The sequence below is a fragment of the Hymenobacter sp. genome (assembly GCF_036388155.1).
Lineage (GTDB): Bacteria > Bacteroidota > Bacteroidia > Cytophagales > Hymenobacteraceae > Hymenobacter.
The window spans coordinates 24,649-37,053 of sequence record NZ_DASVSI010000157.1; the positions used below are offsets into that span (position 1 = coordinate 24,649).

The 12,405-nt window shown below is 61.6% G+C and carries 8 protein-coding genes; 6 read left to right on the forward strand and 2 right to left on the reverse strand.

Translation table 11 applies throughout. From position 1 onward, the window contains the following. Positions 1-48: 48 nt before the first annotated feature. Together VF629_RS22605 and VF629_RS22610 are read left to right on the forward strand one after the other, a co-directional pair. Complete coding sequence (locus tag VF629_RS22605; RefSeq protein WP_331060777.1) at positions 49-696, forward strand: hypothetical protein; 648 nt, start codon at positions 49-51, stop codon at positions 694-696. A gap of 108 nt (positions 697-804) precedes the next feature. Then, the gene (locus VF629_RS22610; RefSeq protein ID WP_331060778.1) at positions 805-2,763 is read left to right on the forward strand and encodes a KUP/HAK/KT family potassium transporter; all 1,959 of its coding nucleotides are present in this window, start codon (positions 805-807) and stop codon (positions 2,761-2,763) included. A 182-nt stretch (positions 2,764-2,945) separates the two neighbouring features. Here VF629_RS22610 and VF629_RS22615 read toward each other — a convergent pair whose 3' ends face one another. Next, positions 2,946-4,766: a M61 family metallopeptidase gene (locus VF629_RS22615; protein ID WP_331060779.1), complete on the reverse strand. Its 1,821-nt coding sequence runs from the start codon at positions 4,764-4,766 to the stop codon at positions 2,946-2,948. Between the two features lie 130 nt (positions 4,767-4,896). Between VF629_RS22615 and VF629_RS22620 the strand changes: the two genes are divergently transcribed. From VF629_RS22620 to VF629_RS22630, 3 genes are all read left to right on the forward strand, one after another. Then, positions 4,897-5,778, forward strand: coding sequence for a C40 family peptidase (locus tag VF629_RS22620; protein WP_331060780.1), 882 nt, complete (start codon positions 4,897-4,899; stop codon positions 5,776-5,778). A gap of 616 nt (positions 5,779-6,394) precedes the next feature. Next, positions 6,395-6,835, forward strand: coding sequence for a DUF2147 domain-containing protein (locus tag VF629_RS22625; protein ID WP_331060781.1), 441 nt, complete (start codon positions 6,395-6,397; stop codon positions 6,833-6,835). Positions 6,836-7,022: 187 nt separating this feature from the next. After that, positions 7,023-7,658, forward strand: coding sequence for a hypothetical protein (locus VF629_RS22630; RefSeq protein WP_331060782.1), 636 nt, complete (start codon positions 7,023-7,025; stop codon positions 7,656-7,658). A gap of 107 nt (positions 7,659-7,765) precedes the next feature. Here VF629_RS22630 and VF629_RS22635 read toward each other — a convergent pair whose 3' ends face one another. Next, positions 7,766-9,847, reverse strand: a complete 2,082-nt coding sequence (locus tag VF629_RS22635) for a M1 family aminopeptidase (RefSeq protein ID WP_331060783.1) — start codon at positions 9,845-9,847, stop codon at positions 7,766-7,768. A 211-nt stretch (positions 9,848-10,058) separates the two neighbouring features. Here VF629_RS22635 and VF629_RS22640 point away from each other — a divergent pair, with 211 nt between their 5' ends. Then, positions 10,059-12,329, forward strand: a complete 2,271-nt coding sequence (locus tag VF629_RS22640; protein ID WP_331060784.1) for a gliding motility-associated C-terminal domain-containing protein — start codon at positions 10,059-10,061, stop codon at positions 12,327-12,329. Positions 12,330-12,405: the final 76 nt, after the last annotated feature.

Here is a 12,405-nt window from a genome sequence, read left to right on the forward strand (position 1 = left end):
CCGCGGTGGTCGGTTCCTACCTCCACACTAGCGGCTGTTTCTGAGCACATGCAACCTCGCGAAACCCAGCCCGACGCTGAACACGCACCTGTGGCCCCGGAAGAATCTTCCGGGGCCGCTTTGCTGTCGGCGCCCCTCGCCGGCCCGGTCCCCACTCCCCTTCCGGAGGCCGCGCCGCTCCCCACGGTGCGCAGCGAGGACGGCCGCGTCGTGCTCACCGACGCCACGCTCACGGTGCGCGGCCAGGAGTTTTTGCTGCTCGAGCTTGAGCGCGCCGAGCTCACGCCCGTGCGCTGGATACTGTGGTACCTGTTGGGCGGGATGGGCCTGGCCATGGTGATGATTGCCTTCCTGCAAAACTGGCTGCGCACCGGCCCGGCCATGTTCGGCATGGCCACCGCGGCCCTGCTGCTGGTGTATGGGCACCGCGGCACCAACCGGCTGCGCCTGTTCCGGCTGGGCCGCGAAATGGTGCACTTCGCCCTGCCCGGCGAAACCGGCCCCTGGCAACGCCTCATGGCCGAAGCCAACCGCCGCATCTACGGCGTGCACGACCGCGCCGCCCGCGAAGCCGCCACCCTGCTGGCCGCCGCCGACGAAGCCACCCGCCAAGCGGCGGCGGCGGCCGCAGCGGCCCAAGAGTCGCAGGCAGCCAACAACAATTCGGCCGGCAACGGCTTGAGTAGCAACGGCTGATTGCAGAATTCAGCAGCACAAGGGGTGCGCGGCGATGGCTTGTCCCCTACCTTCGCGCCCCGTAAATCAATCGTAACCCCGCGCTGCTATTTCCTTTCACCCTCACGCATGGATTCAAAACACTCGCACACCGCCATTTCTGGGGCGGGACTGCTGATTGCCCTCGGCATTATTTACGGCGACATCGGCACGTCGCCGCTCTACGTGATGTCGTCCATTCTCAAGAGCGGCACCGTTCCGGACCTGATTGACTCGCACTTGGTACTGGGGGGCATCTCGTGCGTCATCTGGACGCTAACGCTGCAAACGACGGTCAAATACGTGTTGCTCACCCTCAACGCCGACAACAACGGCGAGGGCGGCATCTTCTCGCTTTACGCACTGGTGCGGCGGCGCGGCGGCTGGCTCTCGGCCGTGGCCATCATCGGCGGGGCCGCTCTCCTGGCCGACGGCGTCATTACCCCGCCCATTTCGGTGTCTTCGGCCATTGAGGGGCTGAAAGCCGTGTATCCGGCCCTGACGCAGGACATGGTGGTGTACATCGTTATTGGCATCATTGCGGGACTGTTTCTGCTGCAAAGCTTTGGCACCCAAATAGTGGGCAAAGCTTTTGGGCCCATCATGCTGCTGTGGTTCAGCATGCTGGCCGTGCTTGGAATAATTTGGGTAATTGAGAATCCAGTCATTCTGAAGGCCTTCAATCCCTATTATGCCTACGATTTGCTGGTGCGCTATCCCGGCGGGTTCTGGTTGCTGGGCTCGGTGTTTCTGTGCACCACGGGGGCCGAAGCCCTCTACTCCGACCTGGGTCACTGCGGCAAGGGCAACATCCGCATCAGCTGGACGTTCGTTAAAACCGCGCTGATTCTCAACTATCTGGGCCAAGGAGCTTACCTGCTGGAACATCAGGGCCAGATGCTGAATGGGAAGAACCCCTTCTTCGCCCTCATGCCGCAGTGGTTTCTGCTCATCGGCATTTGCATTGCCACCATTGCGGCCATCATTGCCTCGCAGGCCCTCATCACGGGCTCGTTTACGCTGGTGGCCGAGGCCATCCGCCTCAACATGTGGCCCAAGGTGAAGCTGAACTACCCCACCGACGTGAAGGGCCAGCTCTACGTGCCGAGCATGAACCGGCTGCTGCTGCTGGGCTGCATCGGGGTGGTGCTGTACTTCCGCGAGTCCACCAACATGGAAGCGGCCTACGGCCTGGCCATCACCCTGACCATGATGATGACCACCATTCTGCTCACCATCTGGCTGCGCGCCAAAAAAGTGGCTACGCCGCTGATTGTGGGCTTCGCGCTGTTGTACGGCGTCATTGAGGGGTCCTTCTTCCTTGCCAACCTGCGCAAGTTCCCGCACGGCGGGTGGGTGTCGCTGGCCATTGGCGGGGCGCTCATGGGCGTGATGTACGTGTGGCTGAAGGCGTTTTACATCAAGCGCCGCCTCACGGAATTTGTGCGGCTGGAGCCCTACGTCGACGCCCTCAAGCAGCTCAGCGAAGACGAGTCCATTCCCAAATATTCCACCCATTTGGTGTTCCTGACTTCGGCGGAGCGCGGCAGCGAGATTGAGCAGAAAATCATCTACTCCATCTTCCAGAAGCGCCCGAAGCGGGCCGACATCTACTGGTTCATCCACGTGGACACCACCGACGAGCCCTACACCATGGAGTACAAAGTGACCGAAGTGGCCAAGGACGACGTGTTTCGCATCAACTTCCGCCTGGGTTTCCGGGTGCAGCAACGCATCAACCTCTACTTCCGCAAGGTGATTGAGGACTTGGTGCGCAACAAGGAAGTAGACATCACCTCCCGCTATGAGTCGCTGAGCAAACAGCACGTCACCGGTGATTTCCGCTTCGTGGTGCTCGAGAAGTTCCTGAGCGTGGAAAACGACTTCCCCACCTTGGAGAAACTCGTCATGCAGGCCTATTTCTACATCCGCCAGTTCATTGCTTCCGAAGACCAATATTTCGGCCTCGACACCTCTTCGGTAAAAGTTGAAAAGGTGCCCATGGTCATCGCACCCATAGCCGAAGTAGCCCTGAAGCGCATTCGCTAGGACCACAGATTTAACGGATTTCAGCGGATTAAAACGGATTTTTTTGTGGTTTTGCTCGTGGTGATTGCAACAAAAAACGCCGCCCAATCGGGCGGCGTTTTTTGTTTGACACTAATCGAGGAGAGTTGCGTTCGGAACCGCTTCGGAACCACAAAAAATCCGTTTTAATCCGTTGAAATCCGTTAAATCTGTGGTCCTAGCCAGCGTTCGAGCACGCGTTTCTGGGCGGCCGTGGGGTTGGCGGCGGGCTGGATGCGGAAGCGCCGGTCGGGGTTGGGCAGCATTTTCAGGGTCACGTCGCGGAGCAGGCCATCGCGCCGCACTTGCAGCTTCACTTCCGTGCCCACCGGCGACTGCACCAGGGTTTTGAACGACTCCTCGCCCGGGGCCACGCCGTTGATTAGAATCAGCTCATCGTTCACGCTCAGGCCGCCGTTCCAGGCCGCGCCGTCGCGCACCACGCTCGTCACCAGCAGCTTGCCGGTGCGGTTGGAGAAGTTGGCGCCCAAGGTGCCGCCCCCGAGGGGCTCGCTGGTCAAGGTCATGCCCGCGTAACCGAGGGCGGTGGCGTAGTCCAGGGTTTTGGTGCCGTACACGCTGTTTTGAAAGAACTCGTCGTAGCGCCGGCCGGCAACCTGGGCCACCGCGTCCTGAAACTCCTTGTCGGTAAAGCCGCGGTTGGCCTTCTTGTAATACGTGTCGTAGAGCAGGCGGAACACGTCGTCGAGGTGTTTTTCGCCCTTGGTAGCTTCGGCAATGTTCAAGTCGAGCACGGTGCCAATGAGGTCGCCTTTCGCGTAGTAGTTGATTTCGCTGTTGCGAGAATTCTCGGTCTGGCGGTAGGACTTAATCCAGGCATCAAAGCTCGACTCGGCGGCCGATTGCACGCGGTTGCCGGGCGTGTTTTCTACGGTGCTGATGTCGTTGGCCAGCCCGTTCAGAAACTCTTCGCGCGAGGTATAGCCGGCCCGCTCGTTGATGATTTTGGAGTAGTACGTCGTTATCCCTTCGCTCACCCACAGCATGTTGGTGTAATTCTCTTGGTCGTAATTGAACGGGCCCAGGGCCACCGGCCGAATGCGCTTCACGTTCCAGAGGTGGAAGTATTCGTGCGCCACCAGCCCCAGGAAAGACTTGTAGCTGGCTTCGGAACCGTACGCGTTGCGGCTAACTTCGAGCGTGGTGGAATAAAGGTGTTCGAGGCCGCCGCCGCCGCGCTCAAGGTTGTGCACGATGAACAGGTAATGGTCCAGGGGGTTCTGCCCCACCACGCGGTGCGCCTCTTCGCACACCTTCTTCATGTCGGCCAGCAGCTTGGTGTCGTCGGGGGCGTTATAGGCCCCAAACATGGCCACCTGGTGCGGCGTCCCATTGGCCGTAAACTCCAGCACCTTGTGGTTGCCGATTTCCATGGGCGAATCCACCAGCTCGTCGTAGCTCGACGACTTGAACGTGAACTTGCCGGGGGCTGGGCGCAGGGCCGTGCTCACCTTAGTCCAGCCAGCCGCGGGCTCCACCACCACCGTACTGCCCAACGATTTGTTGTCGGCCGGGTACATGAAGATGCTGGCGCCATTGAGGTAGCCGTGCTCCCCGTCGATGAACGAGGTGCGCACGGTCAGGTCGAACGCGTACACGCGGTAGCTCACCTGGAAATTGGTTTGCTTGGGGTGCCGCACCCGCCACGTGTTCTTGTTGATTTTCTCAGCCGCCAGGGCTTGTCCGCCCGTCGTTTTGGCCTGGAAACCCTCCACGTTTTTGGCGTACTCGCGCACCAGGTAAGAGCCTGGGGTCCAGACCGGCATCTTCACGTCGGTGTATTCGGCCGGGAAGCCGCCGAACTCCATCTTTACTTCGTAATAATGGGTTTGGGGGGCGGGCATCGAGAGCGTGTAGCGCAGGGTGGGCACCGCCGCTTCCGGGCCAGCCACGGCCGGCGTTGCGGCCGCCAACAGCGCCACCAGTGCCGCGTGGCGAAAAAATGTGGTTGAATTTTTGAGCATTGAGACTGTTAGAAAGAACCTGAGGGCGCAAAATAAGCCCACGGAACGGCCGCCAACCTAGCAACCAGTTGCCCCGTTACGAACTATCGTTGCGCTTACTAAGGGCGCATGTTTGGTAATTACTTCTTTTATGCGAATTGTGTGGATGGTTTTTGCGGCGCTATTAGTGGGCATGGTGCTGCTGCTGCCGCGCCTGAACAAGCAGCCGCCGGCTCTGGAGGCCACTGCCTCCCAGCAGGAGGCCTCGCAGCCGGCGCGGCCGGTGGCGGCCGTGTACACCACCCGCGAAGGGGCCAAAGCCGTGCTGCGCGCCCCATCGGCCCGTGCCGACAGCATCGTCGCCTTCGGCCTCGCTCAACGGGGCACGCCGTACGTGTACGCGGGCACCTCCCCACTCACGGGCTTCGACTGCTCGGGGTTCATCATGTTCACCTTCGCCCGATTTGGCGTGGCGGTACCGCATTCCACCGCCCTGCTCATCGACGTGGGCCGGCCCGTGCCCCGCGCCGAGGCGCAACCCGGCGACATTGTGGTGTTTACGGGCACGGCCACCACCAGCACCACGCCGGGACATGCCGGCATCGTCATTTCAAAGGCTGGCGAGGTGCCGCTGCGCTTCGTGCACGCGTCCTCGGCCCGCCGCGAGTCGGGGGTCAAAGTCAGCCAAGTGGAAGGCTCTGATTACGAGCGCCGCTTCATGCAGGTGCGCCGCGTGCTGGGCCCCGGCGAAGTGGCCACGGCGCGCCCGGTGGCCAACGCGGCCGCGCCCGTGCGCACCCTGCCTGCCAAGCCCGTTGCCGTAACACCGCCGCCGGCCGTGGCGCCCACGCCGCCCAAAACCTTGTCCGCCTTAAAAAAAGCGCCCACCGTTGCCAAGAAGGCGGTCAAAAAGCCCGTGAAAAAGACTGCCCCGGTGGCGAAAGCAAAAAGGCCGGTGAGCAAAAAGCAAAGCGCGGCCTCCGCGGCGCGGCGCAAGGCACCCGCAAAACCCGCCCGGACAGCCGCGAAATAAAGGCTGGGTGCCGAACTGGCAGGGGCTTAAACGAGCGATGCCCGGTTGGCCTCTGCCGTCCCACTGAAGGGCGGCTGGGCTAACCGGGCATCTAATCCTTCAAATCTTACCAAGCGGCGAAACTGGGGTACAGTTCCGGCGTCCACTTCTGAGAGTAAGACCTGGCCGAATGTGGGAAGCCTTAGGAGCTACCCCACGAAGCTGTTGTTAGGCGCGTACTGCGGTGAAGCGTACGACATTCGACAGGCATGGCAGGATTTGGTTGGGACTACTAGACATTTTGTACCTCCTTTCTTTACGTTCGACATAACCCCGCTCGCGCTTCCCAGCACCTTAGGGCTGCTTGAACGAGGCCGTAGCACTCACTACTGAGCGGTAAAGTTAATAGCGGGAACTAAGGTTCAAAGTTTAAGCCATAATTTTCTGGCAAAACCGCTAAGAAACCCGCTTGCGGCCTGATTTACAACCATATTCATTTCGCGGTTGGCAGCCCCCAATATCCCGGCTCGAAACTTGGCCGTAAACTTGCCTACATCGTTGGGGAACCCGCTGGTGGGGCCACCCAACATTTCCGCTTACTTTTCCCCTTCAAACCCACCTCATTCTAACCGTAGAAATGAAAAAAACCCTGCTCTTACTCGTTGCCCTTGTGTTGGGTGTCGCCCGCATGGCTTCGGCTCAATCCATGTCTCCGCTCGGGGTGTGGACCAACGCAGAGAAAAAGGCCACGTTTGAAATTTATCAGAACGGCGACAAGCTGTTTGGGAAAATAGTGAGCTTGACCGTGCCCAACGACCCCGCCACCGGCAAGCCCAAAACCGACTCGCAAAACCCCGACCCCAAGTTGCGCAACCGCCCCCGCCTGGGCCTGGTGTTCATGAAAGACTTTACAAAGGACAGCGAAAACAAGTGGGACGACGGCACCATCTACAACCCCGAAGACGGCAAAACCTACTCGTGCTACATGAAGGTGCTCAACCCCAACACCATGGAAGTGAAAGGCTACATCGGCTTCTCGCTCATCGGCAAATCGCAAACCTGGACGCGCGTGAAATAGCCCGCCCCGGCCTGGCCGATACTCGATACCGTTTGCTCAAGGCCGGTTTCCTTAGGGAGGCCGGCCTTTGCTTTGGCACGATATCGGCTTGCGCGGCCCCGTTCCTTCATTTGGCGCGTTACCCCGCGCTGGCGGCCTAAACTATTTGCCCTAGCGGGTGTTTTGACATCAATAGCCTTTCCGCATTTTGTTCGATTTTATTCAAAGCCTGTTCCGGTCCAAAACGGCCAACTCGGCTGCTTGGCACGCCGTGAAGCTGTCGCCGGCGCAGGCGCGGCGGCACGCCCAGTGGGTGGAGCAGCGCGTGTTTCTAAACTGGCTGGCGCCTTACTACAAAGCGTACCATCTGCGCAAAGGCGGTGCCGCCGGCAACCGAGGCCTGCGCGTGCAACTGCTGGAGGAGAAGGGCCGCCAGGGCGCGCTGTTTTTCTTTGATGACAGCATTGGGCCGGGCAATTTCCGGCACTTCTACGAGCACTTGGGCGAGCGACTGCTCCTGCTGGGCTACCACCGGGCCTGCGCCGACCAGCGCAAGAAACGCGTGCAGCACCACACCGAAACCACCCTCAAGCAGCTCTACAAGCCCAACCCCACCGACTGCGTCAAAACCGGCCGCTGCAACCAGCGCTTCGGCTTGGTCACCGTCGATTTGGTGGCCGTCGACCAGCAGCCCATGTTCATTCGCTTAACGAGCAACGAGGTGCTGGAGCCCGGCTTTACCCCGGCCGCCTCCTACGACGAGTTGCTGCAGGCCCTGCTGGACGCACCGCCGCCGAACGCCGAAACGCAAGCCCGGATTCAAGAATACCACGACCGTTTCTAATCCCCCGTTTCCGCAAACAAAAGGCCCGCACCCAATTGGTTCGGGCCTTTTATTCTTTGAAAATCAATGACTTGTTCAAATTTACTTAAAGCAGCGTTTTACCCAAATTATTCGCGTACAAACTGGCTGTGGCCCACCATCTCCCCTCCGTCGCCCAACAGGCGCAGGTAGTACAAACCCGGAGCCAGGGCTTGGGTAGTTACTCGGGGCTGCGCTGTTGATAAGGCTTGGCGCAGGACCACGCGGCCCACTGCGTCGACGGCCACGGCCGTGCGCGCGGTGCCGGGCAAGGCCGCCAGGTGGAGGTAGTCGCGGCAGGGATTGGGATAGAGTTCGAGGGCGGCCACGCCGGCAGCGGGGCGGGTGGCCAGCAAGGTATTGTCGCGAATGGGAGCGGCCGTGGGCAGGTCGAGTATCCACTGGTCGGGGTCAACCGTTACGCTGGTCACCGTGCCCGTCACCGGGAAGGTGAACGTTTCGATGGGCTGCGACTGGCGCAACCGCACCGTTTGGGTGGTGCCGTTGGCAAAAGTGAGGCGGTAGTCGACTTCGGTATCGAAGAACGGCGTGGTGGTGGGCTCAGAGGCCGCTTCTGTGACGCGCAGCACGAAGCTGTTGCCGCCCTGATTCCAGCGCGCTGCAAAAATGGGATAGCCCCGGCCCCGAAACCATTGCTGGAAGAAGTAGCCCAAGGGCCGGCCCGCCTCGGCTTCGAACACGCGCTGCAAATCGGCGGTACGGGCCGTGGACCCGCGGAACTGGCTTTGGTACGTGCGCAAGGCGCGGAAAAACTTCACGTCGTCGTTCAGCAGGTAGCGCAGCATGTGCACCACGGCGGCGCCCTTCTTGTAGCTCAAGTAGTAGTCGAATACGCGCCCCACGTTGGCGGTGTCCGCCACGTACACGCTGCCCGAATTCAGCTGGGCCAAGCGGTGGGCGTCGTTCATCCAGTTGCGGGGGTCCGCGGGGGCCCCAAAGGCCTGCAACGAGAGGTACTCGCCGTACGAAGCAAAGCCCTCGTTGAGCCAGATGTCCTGCCAGCTGGCACAGGTCACGTTGTTGCCAAACCACTGGTGGAACAGTTCGTGGGCCGTGAGCGTGAACGAGAAGCCATCCTGACTGGTCATGGTTTGGTGCTCCATGCCCCCGAAAATGGGCACCGTGGTATGCCCGTACTTCTCGTTGGCAAACGGGTAGAGCCCCACCAACGCCGAAAAATTCTCCAGAAAGCCCGCGGTTTGGTTAATCCGGGCTTGCCAGTAGCTCAAATAGGCCGGGTTGTACACGTAGTTGACGATGGGCACGCGTAGCCCGCCGGCCGGGTTGGCGTAGGTTACGTATTCGGTGTAAGGCGCCACCGACACCGAAATTAAATAATACGCAATCGGGTGGCGAGACTTCCACTCGTAGCGCACTTTGTTGCCCGGCAGCGGCACGGTGCGCGCCAGCACGCCGTTGGAGCCGACCTTGTTGGGCACGGTCGTCGTCACCCACACGTCCGTGGAGTCGGCCTTGTCGGTAAGCACCTGCTTGCAGGGGAACCACTCGTGCGCCGAAAACGGCTCCGACAGCGACCACGTCACGTTGTAGGCAAACCGGGGCGCCCCGCGGTAAGTATCGAGCTGCACGGAGTCGCGCGTGCTCAAGCCGTTACCGATGGCGGCCGAATTGCCGCTCGGCGCCGTGCCGTGGTAGTAAATGCGCGCATCGGCCAGCGAGCCGGCCGCAGCGGGCTGAGCCAACCGGGCCGTGGCGTCGGGTCCCGCCCGCCGGATGCCGGGCGAGCGCCGCCCGTTGATAACCACCGAGTCGATGAGCAGCGTGGCCGTACCGGCGGGGGAACCAACGGGGGATTGGTACAGCTCAAAGGCCAGCGAGTCGAGCGGCTGGCTGCCCACTTGCACCCGCATCCACACCGAGCCGGCCACGTTCAGCGAGTTGTTTTCCATCGCCAGGTCCAGCTTGTAGTACTTCACGTCGTAGCGCTCCATTTTTTGGCGGTGCGACACGGAAGAAGTGGCCGTGCGGTGCGACGTGCGCACGTGGCCCGCGGCGCAGAGCTGGCCGCCGTTCAGGGCTTCCTGGCTCAGGGTAGCCGCCGCGGAATACGTAGCGGGCTGCTGGGCCTGAAGCCGCGGCGTGCCCCCGATTAGGAGGCTGAGGAAGAAGGCAAAGTAGAGAAATCGCATGAAAAACTACGGAATCGCAACAATATAATTTGAGGGGTGGTTGGCTACCCAAACAGCATGCAACCCAAGGTACGTTCAGCCGGTCAGAAGGACCACCGCCGGGCGGATTTTGGCAGCCTTTTAGACAAACGGCTACCGCCGGCTGGATGTTGGTTTTCACAGCTGTATATTTCGTCTTTATCAGGATTTAGTACGCTTTTTCTCCTTTCACATGGCTCCACGCCCACGCTTGCTTTGTTCATCCGCTTGCTCGTGGCTCCTGGTGCTCTGCGGCTGGCTGGCGTTGGCAGGGCCTGCGCAGGCCACGCACATAGTGGGCGGAGAGATGGAGCTGGTGCACAACTCCGGCGAGTCGTACACGCTGCTGTTGAACTTATACTTTGATGCAGTGAATGGCAGCGCCAGCGCCCTCGATGCCGACCTAACCGCCAGCATTTTCGAGAAAGGCACCAACAACCGCATCGCCAACGTGCTGCTGCCCCTCACCAGCAACACCTTCGTCAACTACACCAACCCGGCTTGTGCCAAGCCCACGCTCAGCACGCGCAAGCTGGTGTATAGCCGAAACATCCAGCTGCCAGCCGCCACCTACGCCAACGCGCTGGGCTACTATGTGGCCGTGGAGCGGTGCTGCCGCAACAACAGCATCAGCAACATTGTGGGGCCCAATAACGCCGCCCAGACGTTCTACCTGGAGTTTCCGGCGGTGGTGCGGCGCGGGCAGCCGTTCTACGACTCTACGCCGCGCATTTTCCCGCCCCTGGCCGACTATGCCTGCCGCAACGAGTTGTTCTACTACGACTTCGGGGGACAAGACGCCGACGGAGACTCGCTGGTGTACGACCTGGTGACGCCGCTCAACGGCAACTCCGACGCCAACGTGCCCAAGCCGGCGGCGGCGGCCCCCGGGCCCTACTCCCTCATCAACTGGAACCCCGGCCTCAGCACCGCCAATCAGATTCCGGGCACGCCCACGCTGCAGATTAACCGCGCCTCTGGCCGGCTTACGGTACGGCCCACCGACCAAGGTCTTTTCGTGTTTGGCGTGAGCTGCGCGGAGTACCGCGACGGCGAAAAGATTGGGGAATCGCGGCGCGACTTTCAACTGATGGTGCTGAACTGCGCCATCAACACCCAGCCCAGTTTAGTGATGCTGCCGGCGCCCACGGGCTCGGTCGCCTATCGGCCGGGCCGCGACACGCTGCGGCTGGTGACCGGCGGCAACCGCTGCGTGCGGCTGCGCTTCACCGACCCCGACGCCAACTCGCGCCTGAGCTTGTCGCTTAGCCCGGTGAATTTTACGGGCTTGCTGCCCAGCTTCACCACGGCCACCACGGGCGCCGTGCGCAGCCCGGGCGCCCCCGATACGCTTACCGCCACGCTGTGCTTTCCGGAATGCATCAACACCCGCAACCGGGTCTACTACCTGGATGTGGTGGTGGGAGACGACGGGTGCAGCCTGCCAAAACGCGACACCGTGCGCGTGGCCTTCACGGCCGCGCCGCCCCCCAACGCCCCGCCCACCCTGGTCACCACCGCGGGCCCCACGCTCCCGCTGCAGGCCCGCATCGGCGACTTGATTTCGTTTGACGTGACGGGCACCGACCCCGATAACGACATGGTGCAGTTGGAGATGACCGGCGTAGGCTTCACCCCGACTGCGCTGGGGGCCACGCTTTCGCAGGGCAACGCCAACAACCAGCAGCGCGGCCGTTTTACCTGGCGGGTTGACTGCCGGGCGGTGGGGCCTGATTCGGTTTTTAACTTCCGGTTTACGGCGGCCACCTCGCCGTGCAGCACGCGCGATGCCGTGACGGTGACGGTGCCCATCGTGGTGCGCTACGCCAACCGCCCTCCCGTCCTGACTTCAACCCTGCCCGCCATTAAAACCGGGGAGGACATGCCATTGGTCAACTTGCCGCTGGGGCGTACCTACACCGCCACGTTCACGGGCCTGGACGTAGACCGCGACGGGCTTACCCTAACGGCCACGGGCAGTTCTCCCGACGGCAAAGAAGGGTTTGACTTGGCCAGTGCGGGCATGAGCTTCGACGCTCGCAACGGAACCGGGGTAGCCGATGGCACTTTCCGCTGGGACGTGAGCTGCGCCGCGGCCAACCTGCGCCGCGACCTCGTGGTTACTTTCCAGCTGCTCGACGCCACCTGCAAGCCCCTCCCCCAGAGCCAGCGCGTGCGCCTGCGAGTGCGAAGCCCCGACACCCTGGCGGTGAAGCTCTACAACGTCATCACCCCCAACAACGACCGGCAAAACGACGAGTTTAAGCTGCCCGATTTGCCGCCGAATTTCTGCGACGCACGGTTTAGCAACATCAAAATATTTTCCCGCTGGGGGCAGCAAGTCTTCGAGTCGCAAGACCGGGAGTTTCGCTGGCGCGGCCAGGGCAGCGGCGGCGTGTACTACTACTTCATCACCTACACCGACGGGCGAAAATTTCGAGGCTGGGTGGAGGTCATTCCCTAGCGCCGCTTCGGAAGTGAACGGAGTAGCGCGACAAGTAGCGCGGACTTTGTAGTCCGCGTCCCCGCGCCGTTCTCAT

Bases quoted from the DNA above. Each gene is read 5' to 3' on its own strand.
- VF629_RS22605 (WP_331060777.1), top strand. From the start codon at position 49: ATGCAACCTCGCGAAACCCAGCCCGACGCTGAACACGCACCTGTGGCC.
- VF629_RS22610 (WP_331060778.1), top strand. From the start codon at position 805: ATGGATTCAAAACACTCGCACACCGCCATTTCTGGGGCGGGACTGCTG.
- VF629_RS22615 (WP_331060779.1), bottom strand. From the start codon at position 4,766: ATGCTCAAAAATTCAACCACATTTTTTCGCCACGCGGCACTGGTGGCG.
- VF629_RS22620 (WP_331060780.1), top strand. From the start codon at position 4,897: ATGCGAATTGTGTGGATGGTTTTTGCGGCGCTATTAGTGGGCATGGTG.
- VF629_RS22625 (WP_331060781.1), top strand. From the start codon at position 6,395: ATGAAAAAAACCCTGCTCTTACTCGTTGCCCTTGTGTTGGGTGTCGCC.
- VF629_RS22635 (WP_331060783.1), bottom strand. From the start codon at position 9,847: ATGCGATTTCTCTACTTTGCCTTCTTCCTCAGCCTCCTAATCGGGGGC.
- VF629_RS22640 (WP_331060784.1), top strand. From the start codon at position 10,059: ATGGCTCCACGCCCACGCTTGCTTTGTTCATCCGCTTGCTCGTGGCTC.